This window comes from Streptomyces sp. NPDC058697, assembly GCF_042715345.1.
Taxonomy (GTDB): Bacteria; Actinomycetota; Actinomycetes; order Streptomycetales; family Streptomycetaceae; genus Streptomyces; species Streptomyces liliifuscus.
Genome location: NZ_JBHXSU010000039.1, coordinates 43,139 through 60,605, shown reverse-complemented (window position 1 = coordinate 60,605; position 17,467 = coordinate 43,139). Strand labels below are relative to the sequence as shown.

Below are 17,467 nucleotides of genomic sequence, written 5' to 3'. Positions count from 1 at the left end.
GCGGGGGTCCACCCGGACCCCCGCCGCGCCGCGCTCTCCGTCCGTCGGCCGCCACGCGCCAACTGCCTCCGCCTACAGGCCAGTTACCGTCCTCGTCACCCCTGGTTCAACGGCAGCGCGACATCCACCACCTGTCGCCCGTGCTGGAACGAGCCCAGCGAAGTCAGCTTCCCCGTCAGCAGGTTGACCCGGAACGACTTGTTGCCCGTCACGGCGTAACCGGTGTTGGTCCCGTTCCGCGCCGAACTGTAGATGTCGAAGCCGGAGTTCAGGGGCGCGTCCACGCCCAGCTTGCCCGTCGGTGCGAGGTTGCCGGCGTTGGCGGGCGACTGCACCGACACCTGGTCCAGCGTGGTGTCGAGGTCGAAGAGGGTGGTGGCCGTCGTCGCGTCGAGGTCGTTGTTCGTGTACGCGGCCCCGGTCACGCCGAGCGCGGTGGCACCCGGGTTCGGCGGCACCGGCGGGTTGGTGAGGGTGCCGTCGACGGCCGTGGTGCCGGGAGCCGGTGCACCGGCCGGGTCGTCGAGGTTGTGGCGGAGGTTCTGGCCGGTTTCGCTGATGACCCGGAGCCGGTTGGCGGCCGGGTTGAAGTCGACGCCGAAGGCCTTGCCCTGGAGGGGCACGCTGAGCTGCGAGACCTTGGTGGCGCGGGCGCCCGCCTCACGGATCGTGTAGATGCCGCCCCGGTCCCCGACGGCGTACAGCTTGTTGTTCTGGACGCGGTAGTCGATGCCGACCAGCGTCCGGTCGCCCTTGAGCCCGCCGACCTTGCCGAGCGGCACCGCGGCACCGGGCCGGTCCACGCGGAACAGCACCAGCCGCTGGTCCGCCGTGAGCCCCACGGCCCGCAGCCCACTGGGCGCGAGCGCCTCCGGCAGAGAGCCGCCACCACCCTTGGCCTCGACCCCGGCCCCGGAGTCCGCCTTCTCCGCCGACCCGCCCAGCGCCCCGGCGCCAACGGCACCGACCGTCCCGAGCGCCACCGCCATCGCCAGTACGCCCATGACTGCCTGCTTACGCATCCGAACCCCCGTAGAAGGTGCCGGCCCGCCCCCTGCGGACCGTCTGCCCCCTCCTTCGGAACCCCCCGCCCCCTGGATTGCAAAAACCCCGGTTCCATTACATCCGTTACGGACGTGACAGAACCGGGGCATTTGAGAGGGCCTGCGCGCCCCACTGCTTCAGGACCGCGGCAACCTACTGCCCCTTAGGGGCGCGGGGAACTGCGCGACAAGCCCCCACCGACCCGCAGCTTCAAACGGCGCGACCCCGCGGAGCGATCAGCAACCGATGAGCCGGCTGGCCAGGTACCCCTCGATCTGGTCCAGCGACACGCGTTCCTGCTTCATCGAGTCCCGCTCGCGAACAGTCACCGCGTTGTCGTCGAGCGTGTCGAAGTCCACCGTCACACAGAACGGCGTACCGATCTCGTCCTGCCGCCGGTAACGACGACCGATGGCCCCGGCGTCATCGAAGTCGATGTTCCAGTTCTGACGAAGCGCGGAGGCAAGCCCCTTCGCCTTCGGCGACAGCTCGGGGTTCCGCGAAAGCGGAAGCACCGCGACCTTCACCGGCGAAAGACGGGGGTCCAGCCGCAGAACGGTCCGCTTCTCCATCTTGCCCTTGGCGTTGGGCGCCTCGTCCTCGACGTAGGCGTCAAGGAGGAACGCCAGCATCGCGCGGCCGACACCGGCCGCGGGCTCGATGACGTACGGAGTCCAGCGCTCGCCGGCCTCCTGGTCGAAGTAGGACAGGTCCTGGCCGGAGGCCTTGGAGTGCGCGCCGAGGTCGTAGTCCGTGCGGTTGGCGACGCCCTCCAGCTCACCCCACTCGTTGCCGCCGAACTGGAAGCGGTACTCGATGTCGGCGGTGCGCTTGGAGTAGTGCGAGAGCTTCTCGGCAGGGTGGTCGTACCAGCGCATGTTCTCCTCGCGGAGGCCCAGGCCGGTGTACCAGTTCCAGCGCTCCTGCATCCAGAACTCCTGCCACTTCTCGTCCTCGCCCGGCTTGACGAAGAACTCCATCTCCATCTGCTCGAACTCGCGGGTGCGGAAGATGAAGTTGCCGGGCGTGATCTCGTTGCGGAAGGACTTGCCCATCTGCGCGATGCCGAACGGCGGCTTCTTGCGCGAGGTCTGCTGGACCTGGGCGAAGTTGGTGAAAATACCCTGCGCGGTCTCGGGGCGCAGGTAGGCGACGGAGCCGCTGTCCTGGGTGGGGCCGAGGTGCGTGGAGAGCAGGCCGGAGAACTGCTTGGGCTCGGTGAACTGGCCCTTGTTGCCGCAGTGCGGGCAGTTGACGTCCGCGAGGCCGTTCTCGGGCTGCTTGCCGTGCTTGGCCTCGTAAGCCTCTTCAAGGTGGTCGGCGCGGAAGCGCTTGTGACACGAGGTGCACTCGGTCAGCGGGTCGGTGAAGGTGGCGACGTGACCGGAGGCCACCCAGACCTCCGTCGCCAGGATCACGGACGAGTCGATACCGACGACGTCCTCGCGCGACGTCACCATGTAGCGCCACCACTGGCGCTTGATGTTCTCCTTGAGCTCGACACCCAGCGGCCCGTAGTCCCAGGCGGCTCGCTGGCCGCCGTAGATCTCACTGCACGGGTAGACGAAGCCACGGCGCTTGCTCAGGCTGACGATGGTGTCGATCTTGTCGGCGGCCACGGTGCTCTCTTCATTACGACGACGGGCGACGAAGCGGTTGCTTCACAGCGATGCTTCAGAGCGAATGCTTCAGATTACCGGCGGCCCCGCCCCCCGGATCAAATCGGTTGGGGTCCAGGCCACCCACCGTTCCCGCCTCCCCCGTCACACCCCTCCCATACCGGGATGAAGCCCAGATCACAAGACGTGTTATTGACAATCGTTTCCAGAGTTGTTGAAAATGGGTGTCATGAACGTACGACGACGTCATGTAACCGGCACCGCGGTCGCCGCGGCCACCGCCCTGGGTCTCGGGCTCCTCTCCGCCTGCTCGTCCGAGTCCACCGCGGCCGACGGCACCAGCGGGAAGCTCGACGTCGTGGCGTCGTTCTACCCGTTGCAGTTCATAGCCGAGCGAATAGGCGGCGACCACGTCAGTGTGAGCACGCTGACCGAGCCCGGCCAGGAGCCGCACGACCTGGAGATCAGCGCCAAGCAGACCGCGCAGCTCCAGGAGTCGGATGTGGCTCTTTATCTGAAGAACCTCCAGCCTTCCGTCGACGACGCGGTCGCCCAGTCGGAGATCAAGACGAAGATCGACGCGGCGACCCTCACCAGCCTGGAGAAGCACGGCAACGAGGTCGGCGGCCACGCGGCCGAGCACGACGACCACGAGGGCGAGGAAGGCTCCGGCGAGGACCCGCACATCTGGCTCGACCCCGTGAAGTACGCCGAGGTCGCCGAGGGTGTGGGCAAGGCCTTCGAGAAGGCCGACCCGGACAACGCGGCGGACTACAAGAAGAACACCGCCGCCCTGGTGAAGAAGCTGGACGGCCTCAACACTCAGTTCGAGGACGGCCTCAAGAACACGAGGACGAAGGTCTTCATCACCACGCACGCCGCCTTCGGCTATCTCGCCGAGCGCTACGGCCTCACCGAGGAGGCCATCAACGGCCTGGACCCGGAGAGCGAGCCCAGCGCCAACCGCGTCAAGGACCTTGAGAAGATGGCCAAGGCCGACGGCGTCTCCACGGTCTTCTACGAGACCCTCGTCAGCGACAAGACCGCGAAGACCATCGCCGCGGACGCGGACCTCAAGACCGATGTGCTCGACCCGATCGAGGGCATCACGGAGAAGTCCCGCGGTGACGACTACTTCCAGGTGATGGAGTCCAACCTCAAGGCGCTGCAGTCGGCACTGGGCGCGAAGTGACCAACCCCCGGAGGGTGGCGGTATGAAGGACGGCGGCACGAGGGACGAGCCCGGCGCATTGCCCGTCATATCCCTGCGCGGTGTGACGGCCGAGCTCGGCTCACGCCCCGTCCTGCGCGGTATCGACCTCACCGTGAACCGCGGTGAGGTCGTCGCGCTGCTCGGCGCCAACGGCTCCGGCAAGTCGACGGCCGTCCGTACGGTCATCGGCCAAGTGCCGGTCACCAGCGGCGAGGTCGAACTGTTCGGCACCCCGCGGCGCCGCTTCCGCGACTGGTCGCGCGTGGGTTACGTACCGCAGCGCACGACCGCCGCCGGCGGGGTGCCCGCGACGGTGACCGAGGTGGTGTCCTCCGGGCGGCTGTCCCGTGCCCGCTTCGGTGTCCTGCGCAGGGCCGACCGCGAGGCGGTCCAGCGGGCCATCGCCCTGGTGGGCCTCGCGGACCGTGCCAAGGACTCGGTGAACGCGCTGTCCGGCGGCCAGCACCAGCGCGTACTCATCGCCCGTGCCCTCGCCGCCGGGCCCGAGCTGCTGATCATGGACGAGCCGATGGCGGGTGTGGACCTGGCCAGCCAGGAGGTGCTCGCGGAGACCCTGCGCGAGCAGGTCGCCCTGGGCGCCTCGGTCCTGCTCGTCCTGCACGAACTGGGCCCGCTGGAGCCGCTGATCAACCGCGCGGTCGTGCTGCGCGACGGCTGCGTCATGCACGACGGCCCGCCCCCGCAGGCGCTCGGCCAGCACGCGCTGCCCGGCCACGACCACGTACATCCCCACGCGGCTCACGACGCCGAACCGATCCGGACGGGACTGCTGAGCTGATCGCCATGAACCTCGAAATCCTCGATTACGCCTTCATGCAGCGGGCCCTGCTCGCCGCCGTCCTCGTCGGCATCACCGCGCCCGCCGTCGGCATCTACCTCGTACAGCGCCGCCAGGCCCTGCTGGGCGACGGCATCGGCCATGTCGCGATGACCGGCGTCGGCCTCGGCTTCCTGCTCTCCTGGTCCCCGGTGTGGATGGCCACGGCCGTCTCCGTGGTCGGCGCGATCCTGATGGAACTGATCCGCTGGTACGGGAAGACGCGCGGCGACATCGCGCTGGCGATGCTCTTCTACGGAGGCATGGCGGGCGGTGTGATGTTGATCAACCTCGCGCCCGGCGGCTCCAACGCCAACCTGACCTCGTATCTCTTCGGCTCGCTCTCCACGGTGTCGGAGGAGGACGTGACAGCGATCTGCCTGCTGGCCGCCTTTGTCGTCCTCGTGACGGTCGGGCTGCGGCGGCAGCTGTTCGCGGTGAGCCAGGACGAGGAGTTCGCGCGGGTCACCGGGCTGCCGGTGCGCGCCCTGAACCTGCTCACGGCGATCACCGCGGCGGTCACCGTCACGGTCGCCATGCGGGTCGTCGGCCTGCTGCTGGTCTCCGCGCTGATGGTGGTGCCGGTGGCCGCCGCGCAGCAGCTCAGCCGCAGTTTCGCCGCCACGTTCGCGATCTCCGTGGCCATCGGCGTCAGCGTGACGATCGGCGGCACGGCGACCTCGTACTACCAGGACGTGCCGCCCGGCGCGACGATCGTCCTGCTGACCATCGGCATGTTCATCCTGCTCACGGTGCTGGCGACACCACTGGCCCGGCGCAGGGTGCGGGCCGCCGCGCAGGCCGCGGCCCAGGAGGCCGGCGATCCGGCGGAGTGCGCGATTCCGGCCACGCGCACACCCACCGGAAAGGTCGGCGTCTGACTGGGCCCTGTCCGGGCTGGCACAATGGCCCGGCAAGCCGCAGACGTTTGGAGGCAACGGTGACGACCGCTGGACCGCCCGTTCGGGGCCGTTCCACCCGGCAGCGTGCCGCCGTGGCGGCGGCGCTCGACGAGGTGGACGAGTTCCGCAGCGCCCAGGACCTGCACGACATGCTCAAGCACAAGGGCGACTCCGTCGGGCTGACCACGGTGTACCGCACGCTGCAGTCCCTTGCCGACGCCGGCGAGGTCGATGTCCTGCGCACGTCGGACGGCGAGTCCGTGTACCGCCGCTGTGCGAGCGGGGACCACCATCACCACCTGGTGTGCCGGGTGTGCGGCAAGGCTGTCGAGGTGGAGGGGCCTGCCGTGGAGAAGTGGGCCGAGGCGATCGCGGCGGAGCACGGCTATGTGAGCGTGGCCCATACGGTGGAGATCTTCGGCACCTGCGCGGAGTGCGCTGCGCGCGGCCAGGGGTAGGAACCTGAGGCTCACTCCCGGGTGCGGCCCGGTGGGGGCTTGTCGCGCAGTTCCCCGCGCCCCTTAAAAGATTGCGCAGTTCCCCGCGCCCCTAAAACCTGGGGGCGCGGCGGCGTTTTCAGGGGCGCGGGGAACTGCGCAGTCTTTTGTCTTTTAGGGGCGCGGGGAACTGCGCGAGCAACCCCCACCGGGCCGCACCTTCAATAAATCGCTCAGGCCGCTCAGGCCCCTTCGGGGCGGCCCCGCATGCCCTCTTCCATCGCCAGCAGGTCCTCGTTGGGGACGGCACCCCCGAAGCGGCGGTCCCGCGACGCGTACTCCACGCACGCACGCCACAAGTCACGCCGGTCGAAGTCGGGCCACAGGACGTCCTGGAAGACCATCTCGGCGTAACTGGACTGCCAGATCAGGTAGTTGGAGGTGCGCTGCTCGCCGCTGGGGCGCAGGAACAGGTCGACGTCCGGCATGTCCGGGTAGTACAGGTACTTCTGGATGGTTTTCTCGGTGACCTTGTCCGGGTCGAGCTTCCCAGCGGCGACATCCGCGGCCAACGCCTTCGCCGCGTCGGCGAGCTCCGCGCGACCGCCGTAGTTGACGCAGAAGTACAACGTCATCGCGTCGTTCTTCTGCGTCTGCTCCTGGGCGATCTGGAGCTCCTGGACGACGGACTTCCACAGCTTGGGCATGCGGCCGACCCAGCGGATCCGGATGCCGAGCTCGTCCATCTCGTCGCGGCGGCGCCGGATGACGTCCTTGTTGAAGTTCATCAGGAAGCGGACCTCCTCGGGCGACCGCTTCCAGTTCTCCGTCGAGAAGGCGTACAGCGAGAGGTTCTTGACGCCCAGCTCCAGGCAGCCCTTGAGGACGTCCATGACGACGCCCTCGCCGACCCGGTGCCCCTCGGTGCGCGGCAGCCCGCGCTCCTTGGCCCAGCGGCCGTTCCCGTCCATCACGCACGCCACGTGGTTCGGGATCAGCTCGCCGGGCAGCTTGGGCGAGCGGGCGCCGGACGGGTGCGGCTCCGGCGTCTTGTACTCGCGGCGCTGGCGCCCCAGGATCCCGCGTACCACCATGTGCTTCTCGTCTCCTCTTACGTGACGTGCCTACGGGTACTTCTCTGCTTGCCTATTTCTCCACGTACCGCAGCGAGCGCAGGCCGCGCTCCAGGTGCCAGTGCAGATAGGCCGACACCAGACCGCTGCCCTCCCGGACGTACCGCGACTCGCACGCGTCCGCGGTCGCCCAGTCCCCCGTCAGCAGCGCGCCGAGCAGTTCGAGGGCCCCCGCCGAGGGTACGACGCTGCCGGGCACCCGGCAGTCGACGCAGACGGAACCTCCCGCGGCGACCGAGAAGAACCGATTCGGTCCCGGCATTCCGCACTTCGCGCAGTCGTTGAAGCTGGGCGCGTAGCCGTTGACGGCGAGGGAGCGCAGCAGGAAGGCGTCGAGGATGAGGTGCGGCTCGTGCTCGCCCTGCGCGAGCGTCCGCAGGCCGCCCACCAGCAGCAGATACTGCTGCACGGCCGGCTCGCCCTCGTGGTCGGTGAACCGCTCGGCGGTCTCCAGCATGGCCGTCCCGGCGGTGTAGCGCGCGTAGTCGGCGACGATCCCGCCACCGTACGGAGCGATCGTCTCGCTCTGCGTGCACAGCGGCAGCCCGCGGCCGATCAGCTCGCTCCCGCGTGCGAAGAACTGCACGTCGACGTGGGAAAAGGGTTCGAGCCGCGCCCCGAACTTCGACTTGGTCCGCCGGACACCCCGCGCGACAGCCCGCACCCGCCCGTGACCGCGAGTGAGCAGCGTGATGATGCGGTCCGCTTCACCCAGCTTCTGGGTGCGCAGGACGACGCCGTCGTCGCGGAACAGGCTCATGGGCCCATTCTCGCGTACGGAGTCAGCGGGTGTGGTCGGGGTGGCTGATCGCGTGCCAGGGCGCCAGGTTCCAGGGGCTGGCCCGGTTCGCGGGGTCGAGCAGGGACTTCAGATGGGCGTCCGAGACGGCCTGCGGGGCGGGTGCGTCCGGGGTGCCCACCAGATTGTCCCGCCAGACCATCCTGCCCAGCAGGTAGTGCTCGGCGTACTCGTTCCAGGAGGCGTACGACCTCACCACCGCCGGCACGATGTTCTTCAGCGCGGTCCAGGCCTCGGCCTCGCCGAGCATCCCGCACGCGAAGCCCCGGCGGGTGATGTCGACGTACAGACCCGCGTCCCACGCCAGGGGCTCGACGCCGAGCCGCAGCCGGGCGCCGGCGCGGTAGCCGGTCCGGGCGAGGCCGTCGAGCCGGCCGGCCAGTTCGTCACGCGAGGTGATCTCCCACTGGTCGGCCAGCCAGCGCCGGGCCTTGTCGTCGTCGATGCGGGTGAACGGGTACAGGGTCGTCCGCGAGGCGTCCCGGTCACGGTTCACCGGCGCGCTGAGCGACACCATCCACAGCTGGTGCATGGTGAGCGGAACGGGGTACTTGCGCGCGGCCTTCCGCCTGCGACGTTTCCATATCCATATCGCCATGGCGCAGCACCCTATGACAGGCCCCTCCGGGCGTTTCAGGGGACCTCGCCGCGGCTGCGTGCGTTGGCGTACGCGGTGGCCGCGCTGAGACGTTCCGCCGCGGTGGCTCCCCGGACGGTGTCCGGTGCGCAGTCCCACTCCTTGCCGCCGCCGTACGGTCTGAGCTGTACGTAGGGTCCCTCGTGCCCCATCACGACCCCCACCCTTCCCGTCCTCGTGTCGACGACGTACGTCCCGACCTTCGGCTTCATCCCAGCACCGCCGCGAGCCGGGCCGCCGTCTCGACGGAACACCGCCCCAATTCGACGAGCGGACAAGGGGCCTCCCGCGCCAAACTTGCCGGGTCGATCCCCAGTGACGGCAACTTAATTCCTGCGGTTGCCAGTGCCGCGCGCAATTCCTTCACCGTTTCCTCCGCTTGTTCGACACACGCCGCCGAGTGCTGTGCGCCGTGGCCGATCCCGTCAGCCTTCACCGTGTTCCCCTTTCCAATTGGGTTTCACGCTTTTCATCTCCACGGTGACGCTTGCCGCTTAGACTTTGGAAGACCTCTACGCTCAGCAACGTCGGTGCAGTACACGGCAGTACAAGGGGGCTTGGCCATGGCCAATGGTTCGCGGCAGGCTGCTTGGGAGTTCTTCGGTACGGAGTTGAAGAGGCGCCGGGAGGATGCCGGGTTAACCCAGGCGGACTTGGGTCATCGCGTTTTTGTGTCGGGCGGCTACATCGGGCAATTCGAACAGGCCATTCGGAAACCACAGTTGGATGTGGCGAAGAGGATCGACGAGGTCCTACAAACCGACGGCTTTTTCGAGCGGACGTGGCGAAAGCTCATCGATGATCGGCGGTATGCGGAGTATTTCGCGGAGGTTGTGGAGCTGGAGCGGACGGCGACGAAGATCTCCACGTTCGCGCCGACGCTGGTGCCGGGCCTGTTGCAGACACCGGCATACACCCGCGCGGTGATGCTGGCGGGCAACCCGTTCGTCACCGACGAGTACATCAAGGAGAAGGTGGCAGCCCGCAGGGAGCGGGCGCAGCTGCTGGACGGCACTACAAAGCCCGAGTATTGGTCGATCCTGCATGAGCACGTCCTGAAGATCCCGGTCGGCGGCGCCGAGGTGATGGCCGAGCAACTCGACCACATCGCCCAACTGGTCCGCCGGCGGACAGTCCTGGTGCAGGTGCTGCCGTACTCAGTGGGGGCGTACCCCCTCATGGGCCGCATGGTGCAGCTCATGGAGTTCGAGGACGCGCCGCCAACTGCCTATACAGAAGCGGTGTATTCAGGGAACCTGCTGGACGACCCGGCCCTGGTTAAGCGGGTGCAGGGGACATACGATCTGCTCAGGGCCGCCGCGCTGCCGCCGGAGGCGTCCCAGGCCCTGATCGAATCGGCGGCGGAGGACCACAGACGATGCGCGAGTACGACCTGAGCAACACCTGCTGGCGCAAGAGCAGTTACAGCGACGGCAACGGGGGCAGCTGCGTCGAGGTCGCCTACGACTTCATAGGCGCCGCCCGCTGGCGCAAGAGCACCTACAGCGACGACAACGGCGGCGAATGCCTCGAAGTCGCCGACGGAGTCCCCGGTGTCGTGCCCGTCCGGGACAGCAAAGTCGCGGACGGGCCTGTCCTGCTGGTCGGCGCCACGGCCTGGGCGCACTTCATCGGAACCGTCGCGGTGTGACGCGTACCGCCCGAAGAGCGGGCGGACGGTCCATGTTCCTGTACGGAGACGGGTCGCCGGAGCAGCGCGGGACACGTCAGCCGACCTTGCGCAACTCCCCGTCATCAAAGACCGCAACCATGACGAGGCTGCCCCCCAACGCCTCGACGTACCGGGCCATGACGTCCGTCCCGGACACCTGACCGCTCTCGATCTGCGAGATCCGCCCCTTGCTCACGCCCATACGCTCGGCCACTTGGGCCTGGGTGAACCCGCGTTCCTGCCGCATATCGACCAGTCGCCAGGCCCGGGCCTCGGCGAGCATCCGCTGGGCGCCCTCCAAGAACGCGTCCCGACCGCCCGACAGTTCCTCCGCCCGCTCGCGATGTCCGCCGGCCGACCACCTGACGTGTCCGCTCACTTCTCCGACTCCTTCTTTCGGTCAGCCACATATTCCAGTTACCGGACTTGTCCCCAGCCACCAGCAGGATCGCGGAGCGCCACGGGTCGAAGACGAAGAGGATGCGCACCTCACTCCGCCCCGCCGAACCAGGACGTAATTCCTTGAGATTGTGCAGGGCCGACCCCTTGATCCGATCGACCAACGGCCTACCCTCGGCGGGTCCGTGACAGGCGAGGACCCAGATCCCCTGGTTGACGAGGACATACGAGTCCGGGTCGGCCTTCTCAAGGTCGTTCAGCCACTGATCCACCTCGCCGGTCAGATAGACGTCCCACTGCTCTTCCACTTCAACCCTTTCGCAAGTTTAGCATTTACTAAACTTGATGAAGAGGGAGCTGCAAGCGGAACTCCGAGAGTTCACCCGTCCGAGCCAGTTCGATCGGGCGTGAGCAGCGCTTCGCCCCGCCAGAACCTGGCGGGGCGGGACAGCGCCGGGCACGTGCCGGTGTCGCCGTCGCGGCCCCCTCCCCCGCGTGGGGCCGCGTGTCTGCCGGACAGGGACTGCCCGGCGCTGTCACCACCCAGCGTGCGGGGTGGGCGAGTGCGGAGCAACGCTTTCGAATCTCGTCTAAAAGCGCAGGCGCGCCGACCGTGCGGAGCGTGGTGACATGGCGGTGGGACCAGGTGGCGCGGGGAGGGATCTGTGGCGGAGTCGAGGGTTCGGCTGGGGCGGGTCGACCAACTGAAGGTCGAGGTCGCGTACCGGCCGGGTACGACGGTCGTCTCCCTGCTGGTCGATGCCTTGGGTGGCCGTCCGCAGGGGGTGCTCCCGCAGGTACGGCGAACCGTCCGCGCCGGACTGCCGCGGGAGGCAGCCCAGTTGCTGTCCCCGCTGTTCGTACCCGGGGTGTCGCCCATACCGGACTGGCTGTCGATGGACACGGCAGGCTCGGACCAGGAGATCCGCGAAGCGCTGGCGCGGATGCGTGACCTGTCGGCCGACACCGTGCTGGAGGGGATCGACTTCACGTTCGACGGACGGATACCGGCCCGGTGGGAGCCGGCGCTGCGCGACCCCCGTCGACTCGCGGCGACCTTCGCGGAGGCGCTGGACGCCGTCCGGACGACGTGCGCCCCGGCGCTGAGGCGGACGCGGGCCGTCTACGAGCGGGAGGCCGAACGCGTCGGAACCGCCTCGGTGACGGGGCAGATCGGAATAGTCCTGTCCCAGCTCAACGCGCTGTGGAGGCTGGACGGCGACGATCTCGTCTACAACGGCGGCCGGATCGGCGACCATGTCCTCGGCGACCGGCGCTTCCTCCTGGTCCCCCTGCTGTCCGGCACCAACGCCTCCATCTTCAGCCTCGACACCCCGGACAGCGTCTCGCTCGGCTACCCGGCCCGAGGCCTGGCGCTCGCCTGGAACGGGCAGGAGCCCCCGGCGGAGTCCCACGACGCGCTGAGCCACGTCACCGGCCGGGTCCGAGCAAGGATCCTCCGCTACCTCACCCACCGCCCAACCGTGAGCGAAACGGCCGCCCACCTCAACTGCGCCCCCGCAACCGTCACTTACCACTGCCACCAACTGGAGGACGCCGGCCTCCTCGTCCGAGAACGCCGAGGCCAATCCGTCAGAATGACCCTCACCCCACGCGGCGAGGCGCTCGTCGAGCTCCTGACCTAGCAGGACTCCGTGACCGCTGGGGACCGCCGCCGCGGCCGCCGGCCGCTCGGCGCGGGCCGCATTTATTCGGTTGCCGCTCTCCGTGTCCGCGCCTCACCATGGGCGGGAAACCGGGAGCTGCCCGGTGCTCCACGAGAGGAGGCGCGACGTGACCACGACTGTCGTCGGCCTGTCCGCAGACCGCCTCTCTCTCGACTCATGGAGCACCTCCAGCGATGTCTCACGACGATCTCTCGCAGCACCTTCAGCACTCTCAGAACTCTCCTCAGCACCCGGTATTTCCTGACGGCTTCGGCTCCGATCCCCACCGCCGCGTCCCGCCGCCGGACGATCCGGGCGACGGCGGCATCGACGACCGGTTCGTCTTCGAATTCCGTGCTTACGACGACCTTGAGGACGGCCAGCGCTGGTCGACCTGGCTCAGCGTCGAACCCCTCAGCCGGGGCCCCGAGCCGCTCCCGGACTGGGTGGTGACCTCGCAGGGCGCGATCGACACCGAGCTCGGTGTTCTCAAGACCGGCAAGGAGGCCGACGTCCATCTCGTCGAGCGCGCCGACCCGCTCGACCCCGCCGCCGGTGTGGTCATGGCGGCCAAGCGGTACCGCTCTCCCGAACACCGGAGCTTCCACCGCTCCGCGTCCTACACCGAGGGCCGCTCGATGAAGCGCTCACGCGACGAGCGGGCCATCAAGCGGAAGAGCACCTTCGGCCGACAGGTCGCGGCCGGCGAGTGGGCCGTGTCCGAGTGGGGTGCGCTGGTGCGGCTCTGGGAGCTCGGGCTGCCGGTTCCCTACCCGGTCCAGATCGACGGCACCGAGATCCTGATGGAGTGGATCACCGTCGTCGACGAGGACGGCGCCGTCCGGACCGCGCCCCGGCTCGCCCAGACCCGGCCCTCACCCGAGCTGCTGGCGTCGTACTTCGAGCAGCTCACCGACGCGCTCGCGACAATGGTGCAGAACGGCGTCGTACACGGCGACCTCTCCGCGTACAACATCCTGGCCGCGGGCGAGCGGCTGGTCGTCATCGACCTTCCGCAGATCGTCGACCTGGTCGGCAACCTCAACGGGATGACCTTCCTCCAGCGCGACTGCGCCAACATCTGCGGCTGGTTCCGCTCGCGCGGCCTCGACGTCGACGAGCACGCGCTGTTCGCGGAGCTGATGGCACACGCCTTCTGAACCGGCCGTTCGTGTCGGCCGACCAACCGGCCGGCCGACACGACGGAGTGCGAGCCGACGGACGGGGTCCCCTAGCTCAGCACGACGCGGCGCACCATGCGGCGAACCTCTTGAAGGAGACCGTGGCGCTGATGCCCCAGATTCCGTCGAACGGGCCGGGATAGCCGTACTCCGCGGCCAGGAAACGCAGCAACGCCCTGTCGGTGTTGACTCCAGGGATCCCGTCGATCGGGCCGGGGTACCCCCAGTCCGCCTGAAGGAAGCGCTGCATCGCCTTCCAACTGTCGGGGCCCAACTGGCCGTTGAGCGGGCCGGGGTAGCCCCAGTTGTCCATCAGCCAGCACTGGACGTTCCTGGCCTCCCCCGTGGACAGACCGTGGTTGTCCACGGCGAGCGGGCTGACGGCCTCGGCGCTCGCCGCCGCCTCCGTGGTCGGATTCGTGGTCGAATTCGTGGCCACCCCGGTCGCCGCGAAACCACTGCTCGCCCCCGCGAGACTGCCGACCAGGATCCCGGCAACCGCGGTGGCGCTCACTAACGTTCTCGCCAAAGTCCGCATGTGTTTCCCCCTTCTCGGATTTCCGACTGGAACCAACTCATGTTCCCGGACCCCACCGTCGCTGTCATGCTCATACGAACCTGCTGACACAACGCAGGTCAGAAAGCGTGGAAGCTCAGGGCGGCGACGAGTTGCACCCCCGCGGCCGTCAGGAGCGCGGCCGGCAGCGAGTGCGTCGCCAGCGGGCCTGCGACGGCCGCGCCCAGCGCGAAGCCGGTGATCTTGAGGCTGGCACCCGTCGTGAAGACCTGGCTGCGCAGGCGTTCCGGTGACTCCCGGTGCCGGATCGCCAACAAGGCGGCGAGTTGCGGGCCTTCACCCACGCCCGCCGTCAGCGCCGCCGCGATGACCAGCACCGGGTGGCCCGTCGCGGACAGCGCGAGCGCGGCCGCCAGGAGCAGCGTGCTGCCCCAGATGACCGTGTCCGGCGCGATGGCGCGGGGACGCCGTGCGAGTACGGCGTTGGCGGCGAGCGCCGAGACCGCCGTGCAGGACAGGAACAGCGTGCCGTCGGCGGCCGAACCGAAGGTCCGCTCCCCGAGGAGCGGGGTGCAGGTGATCAGCATGCCCAGGCCCGTGCAGGAGACGACCGAGGCGAGGGTGGCCCGGGCCAGCGGTCGGGTGCGGGTGATACAGCGGATCCCGGCGACGAGGTCGGCGGGCACGGACCCGGACTCGGACTCGGACGCAGACCCGGACGGCGGGGTCTTGCCCCGGTCCAGGCCTCGGCCCGTCGGCAGGGTCCACGCCGCAGGCACAGCCAAGGCAATCAGCGCCACCGAAGCCACCACAGCAGCCGATGCCCCGAGGAGATGCGCGAGCACTCCCGCAAGCGCCGGACCGACCAGACTCGCCAGACTGAACGTCATCGCGTCGAGCGCGTTGGCGCGCGGCAGCCGCTCGCGGGGCACGACCCTGGGGAGCTGGGCGGTCCAGCCGCCGGAGAGCGCCGGCCCCAGCAGTCCCGTGAACACGGCGATCAGGACCGTGAGTTCGAAGGGAAGGCGGCCGAGGCTCAGGAGGATCGCCATCAGGCCCGTCCCGTAGAGGGCGAGGGCCCCGGCCAGCAGGCGACCAGGCCTCGGGGACCTGTCGAGGAGCGCGCCGAGCAGCGGGCCGCCGACCGCCGCCGAGACCGTGATGCCCGCCAGCAGCGCCGATGCCTCCCTGGCCGACCCTCCGACCGCGTAGCCCGCGAGCAGCAGCGCGGGACCGGACATCTCGTCCCCCGCACGCGCCGCTGCCGCCCCGGCGAGGAAGGACCCCATCGCGTAACGCCTCTTCATCGGGACGACGTTACGTACGTAACTCAAACATGCGCAATATGCGTTACATTCGACCCATGGCAGCCCTCCCCGACGACTGGTCGACGCGACACTCCGTCCTGGCCAACGCCCGGCGCACCGCAGCCCTGATGAACGCCCTGTCCGGTACGGACGACCGGGAGCCCCAGCCCGGACAAGTCGCCGAAGTGCTGCGGGAGTACGGCGAGTCGGAGCCCGTCGAGCTCGCCCCGGACGACGTCGTACGGATGCGTGCGGCCGCTCTCCTCCTCCGTGAGGTCTTCGCCGCCGAGGACGTCGACGCCGTCGCGGCCGCCCTCAACCGCCTGCTGGCGGAACAGACCGGACCGCTGCGGCTCACCTCGCACGGCGGCGGTACTCCGTGGCACCCCCACCTCGACAGCCACGACGATGCCCCGTGGGACGAGTGGTTCCTGACCTCGTCCTGCCTGGCGCTGACGGTCCTCCTCTGGGACCACCAGCGCCCGCCCGGCGGCCTCTGCGACTCCCCGGCCTGCCGGAACGTCTACATCACCTCGGGCCCGGGCCCGGCCCGCCGCTACTGCTCCCGCCGCTGCGCCACCCGCGAACGTGTCGCGGCCCACCGCCGGGGACAGCGGACGACGGAGACCGGTTCCGGCAACTCGTAGTGCGGGTACTGGCACTCCTCAGTTGGTGCTCCTCAGTCGCCGACCGGGAAGTACTGCCGAGGCGTGACCCCCACGATCCGCCGGAACGCCGCCACGAACGAGCTGGCGGAGGCGTAGCCCACCCGCCGGGCCACCGCCTCCGTCGTCAGCCCCTCGGCGAGGAGCGGCATCGCGATCTGCATGCGCAGGCGTTCGCGCCACTGGCCGAAGGCGAGGCCGGTCTCGGCGACGAAGAGCCGGGCCAGCGTACGGGCGCTCGCGCCGGCCTCCCTGCCCCAGGCCTCCAACGCGCGTCCGTCGTCCGGGTGTTGGGCCAGCGCCCGGGCCACCGCCCGCGTCCGGGGATCCCGGGGCTCGGTCACGGACACGCTCGTCACCGGTACGGGACGCAGTACGTCGAGGAGTACGGCCTCGGCCCGCGACCGGGCGTCCGGGGCGAGGTCGGTGCGTACGAGGTGGTCGACGAGGGCCCGGAGCAGCGGGTCCACTCCCACCACCGTGGGCTCGGTCCACGTGATCTCCGGACACGCGGCCGGGTTCACGTACGGACTCCGCATGACGGCGTCGCCCTCCGCCTCCGTCGTATGGGCCAGCCCGGCGGGGATCCACAGCGCCAGCGACGGCGGCAGCAGCCAGGCGCCGCGCTCGCTGGTCACCCGCAGCAACCCCTTTGCCGCCCAGGCGAGTTGGTGGAACGTGTGCCAGTGCCGGCCGAACCCGCTGCCCCTCGGCATCGCGAAGTGCCCGATGAAGATCCCGGTGGCGGCCGGCTGTCCGACCGACCGGCCCACCAGCCGTCCGTCCGGCTGTCCGTCTGGCGACATGAAACGGCAGCGTAGCCCGTGTCGGACACCGCCGCCCCGCTCGTACCGTCGCCTCATGCCGATGAACCGAGCACACCGCAGACTGTGCAGCTCCGAGAAGTGGGCCCTGACGACCAGGGACCACATCCTCCCCTGGGCCTTGGCGGACGTACCCCTCGGCGACGACGTACTGGAGATCGGTCCGGGCTACGGCGCGAATCTGCGCGTACTGATCGAACAGGTCCCCCGTGTCACGGCCGTCGAGATCGACGAGAGCACGGCCGCCCTGCTGGAGGGGAAGTGGGGCGACCGGGCCACGATCCTGCACGCCGACGGAGCCGCGATGCCGCTGCCGGACGAGAGCTTCTCCTCCGTCGTGTGCTTCGTGATGCTCCACCACGTGCCGACGGCCGCCCAGCAGGACCGGATCTTCGCGGAGGCGCTCCGCGTGCTGCGCCCCGGCGGTGTCTTCGCCGGGTGCGACAGCCAGCCGAGCCTCCGGTTCCGGCTGCTGCACTTCCGGGACACGATGAACACGGTGGACCCGGCCGGACTCCCGGACCGGCTCGCCAAGGCGGGCTTCGCGGACGTGTCGGTGGACCGGCACCCCGACTCCGGTGCCGTCCGTTTCCGCGCCACCCGCCCATGAAGC

21 protein-coding genes and 1 pseudogene are annotated in these 17,467 nt (G+C 69.3%); 10 read left to right on the top strand and 12 right to left on the bottom strand.

Features of this window, described 5'->3' with window-relative positions; all coding sequences use genetic code 11:
- Positions 1-95: 95 nt before the first annotated feature.
- On the bottom strand, positions 96-1,022 hold the full coding sequence (locus ACFWXQ_RS44445) for a DUF4394 domain-containing protein (protein WP_383956145.1): 927 nt from the start codon (positions 1,020-1,022) through the stop codon (positions 96-98).
- Between the two features lie 258 nt (positions 1,023-1,280).
- Positions 1,281-2,663, bottom strand: a complete 1,383-nt coding sequence (locus ACFWXQ_RS44440) for a glycine--tRNA ligase (RefSeq protein ID WP_383956148.1) — start codon at positions 2,661-2,663, stop codon at positions 1,281-1,283.
- Positions 2,664-2,892: 229 nt separating this feature from the next.
- On the opposite strand from ACFWXQ_RS44440, the gene ACFWXQ_RS44435 reads away from it, so the two are divergent.
- Genes ACFWXQ_RS44435 through ACFWXQ_RS44420 form a run of 4 tightly spaced genes read left to right on the top strand, consistent with a single transcriptional unit; the run spans position 2,893 to position 6,074 of the window.
- Positions 2,893-3,855, top strand: a complete 963-nt coding sequence (locus ACFWXQ_RS44435; protein ID WP_383956151.1) for a metal ABC transporter substrate-binding protein — start codon at positions 2,893-2,895, stop codon at positions 3,853-3,855.
- A gap of 22 nt (positions 3,856-3,877) precedes the next feature.
- Positions 3,878-4,675, top strand: coding sequence for a metal ABC transporter ATP-binding protein (locus ACFWXQ_RS44430; protein WP_383956154.1), 798 nt, complete (start codon positions 3,878-3,880; stop codon positions 4,673-4,675).
- 5 nt (positions 4,676-4,680) lie between these two features.
- On the top strand, positions 4,681-5,595 hold the full coding sequence (locus ACFWXQ_RS44425) for a metal ABC transporter permease (protein WP_383956156.1): 915 nt from the start codon (positions 4,681-4,683) through the stop codon (positions 5,593-5,595).
- Between the two features lie 59 nt (positions 5,596-5,654).
- Positions 5,655-6,074 (top strand): Fur family transcriptional regulator, encoded by a 420-nt coding sequence (locus ACFWXQ_RS44420; protein ID WP_383956159.1) that lies wholly within the window; start codon positions 5,655-5,657, stop codon positions 6,072-6,074.
- A 221-nt stretch (positions 6,075-6,295) separates the two neighbouring features.
- On the opposite strand, the gene ACFWXQ_RS44415 is transcribed toward ACFWXQ_RS44420, so the two are convergent.
- The 5 genes from ACFWXQ_RS44415 to ACFWXQ_RS44395 are packed head-to-tail and all read right to left on the bottom strand — an operon-like array spanning position 6,296 to position 9,058.
- Positions 6,296-7,147, bottom strand: coding sequence for an isoprenyl transferase (locus ACFWXQ_RS44415; RefSeq protein WP_200398269.1), 852 nt, complete (start codon positions 7,145-7,147; stop codon positions 6,296-6,298).
- 52 nt (positions 7,148-7,199) lie between these two features.
- On the bottom strand, positions 7,200-7,946 hold the full coding sequence (recO, locus tag ACFWXQ_RS44410) for a DNA repair protein RecO (RefSeq protein WP_200398268.1): 747 nt from the start codon (positions 7,944-7,946) through the stop codon (positions 7,200-7,202).
- A gap of 22 nt (positions 7,947-7,968) precedes the next feature.
- Positions 7,969-8,583 (bottom strand): DUF1266 domain-containing protein, encoded by a 615-nt coding sequence (locus ACFWXQ_RS44405; protein WP_383944727.1) that lies wholly within the window; start codon positions 8,581-8,583, stop codon positions 7,969-7,971.
- 35 nt (positions 8,584-8,618) lie between these two features.
- A complete protein-coding gene (locus tag ACFWXQ_RS44400; protein WP_055613418.1) occupies positions 8,619-8,834 on the bottom strand; it encodes a hypothetical protein in 216 nt (71 codons plus the stop codon).
- Positions 8,831-9,058, bottom strand: a complete 228-nt coding sequence (locus tag ACFWXQ_RS44395; RefSeq protein ID WP_383944724.1) for a hypothetical protein — start codon at positions 9,056-9,058, stop codon at positions 8,831-8,833. The genes ACFWXQ_RS44400 and ACFWXQ_RS44395 overlap by 4 nt, the downstream gene beginning before the upstream one ends.
- Positions 9,059-9,185: 127 nt before the next feature.
- On the opposite strand from ACFWXQ_RS44395, the gene ACFWXQ_RS44390 reads away from it, so the two are divergent.
- The gene (locus ACFWXQ_RS44390; RefSeq protein ID WP_383944721.1) at positions 9,186-10,019 is read left to right on the top strand and encodes a Scr1 family TA system antitoxin-like transcriptional regulator; all 834 of its coding nucleotides are present in this window, start codon (positions 9,186-9,188) and stop codon (positions 10,017-10,019) included.
- Positions 10,001-10,273: a DUF397 domain-containing protein gene (locus ACFWXQ_RS44385; protein WP_383944718.1), complete on the top strand. Its 273-nt coding sequence runs from the start codon at positions 10,001-10,003 to the stop codon at positions 10,271-10,273. The genes ACFWXQ_RS44390 and ACFWXQ_RS44385 overlap by 19 nt, the downstream gene beginning before the upstream one ends.
- A 76-nt stretch (positions 10,274-10,349) precedes the next feature.
- On the opposite strand, the gene ACFWXQ_RS44380 is transcribed toward ACFWXQ_RS44385, so the two are convergent.
- On the bottom strand, positions 10,350-10,673 hold the full coding sequence (locus tag ACFWXQ_RS44380; protein ID WP_383393671.1) for a helix-turn-helix domain-containing protein: 324 nt from the start codon (positions 10,671-10,673) through the stop codon (positions 10,350-10,352).
- Between the two features lie 24 nt (positions 10,674-10,697).
- Positions 10,698-11,001, bottom strand: a pseudogene (locus ACFWXQ_RS44375) (type II toxin-antitoxin system RelE/ParE family toxin); the annotation flags it as partial.
- Positions 11,002-11,358: 357 nt separating this feature from the next.
- Here ACFWXQ_RS44375 and ACFWXQ_RS44370 point away from each other — a divergent pair.
- Both ACFWXQ_RS44370 and ACFWXQ_RS44365 read left to right on the top strand, forming a co-directional pair.
- Positions 11,359-12,339, top strand: coding sequence for a winged helix-turn-helix domain-containing protein (locus tag ACFWXQ_RS44370; protein ID WP_383944714.1), 981 nt, complete (start codon positions 11,359-11,361; stop codon positions 12,337-12,339).
- Between the two features lie 215 nt (positions 12,340-12,554).
- The gene (locus tag ACFWXQ_RS44365; RefSeq protein ID WP_383944711.1) at positions 12,555-13,520 is read left to right on the top strand and encodes a serine protein kinase RIO; all 966 of its coding nucleotides are present in this window, start codon (positions 12,555-12,557) and stop codon (positions 13,518-13,520) included.
- A gap of 76 nt (positions 13,521-13,596) precedes the next feature.
- On the opposite strand, the gene ACFWXQ_RS44360 is transcribed toward ACFWXQ_RS44365, so the two are convergent.
- A complete protein-coding gene (locus ACFWXQ_RS44360) occupies positions 13,597-14,055 on the bottom strand; it encodes a peptidoglycan-binding protein (protein ID WP_383944709.1) in 459 nt (152 codons plus the stop codon).
- Positions 14,056-14,177: 122 nt separating this feature from the next.
- A complete protein-coding gene (locus ACFWXQ_RS44355) occupies positions 14,178-15,365 on the bottom strand; it encodes an MFS transporter (RefSeq protein ID WP_383944706.1) in 1,188 nt (395 codons plus the stop codon).
- Positions 15,366-15,421: 56 nt separating this feature from the next.
- Here ACFWXQ_RS44355 and ACFWXQ_RS44350 point away from each other — a divergent pair, with 56 nt between their 5' ends.
- Positions 15,422-16,012 (top strand): CGNR zinc finger domain-containing protein, encoded by a 591-nt coding sequence (locus ACFWXQ_RS44350; protein ID WP_383944703.1) that lies wholly within the window; start codon positions 15,422-15,424, stop codon positions 16,010-16,012.
- A 32-nt stretch (positions 16,013-16,044) separates the two neighbouring features.
- Here the strand turns inward: ACFWXQ_RS44350 and ACFWXQ_RS44345 are convergent, their stop codons facing one another.
- Positions 16,045-16,836, bottom strand: coding sequence for an AraC family transcriptional regulator (locus ACFWXQ_RS44345; RefSeq protein ID WP_383944701.1), 792 nt, complete (start codon positions 16,834-16,836; stop codon positions 16,045-16,047).
- 55 nt (positions 16,837-16,891) lie between these two features.
- On the opposite strand from ACFWXQ_RS44345, the gene ACFWXQ_RS44340 reads away from it, so the two are divergent.
- Complete coding sequence (locus ACFWXQ_RS44340) at positions 16,892-17,464, top strand: class I SAM-dependent methyltransferase (RefSeq protein WP_383944698.1); 573 nt, start codon at positions 16,892-16,894, stop codon at positions 17,462-17,464.
- Positions 17,465-17,467: the final 3 nt, after the last annotated feature.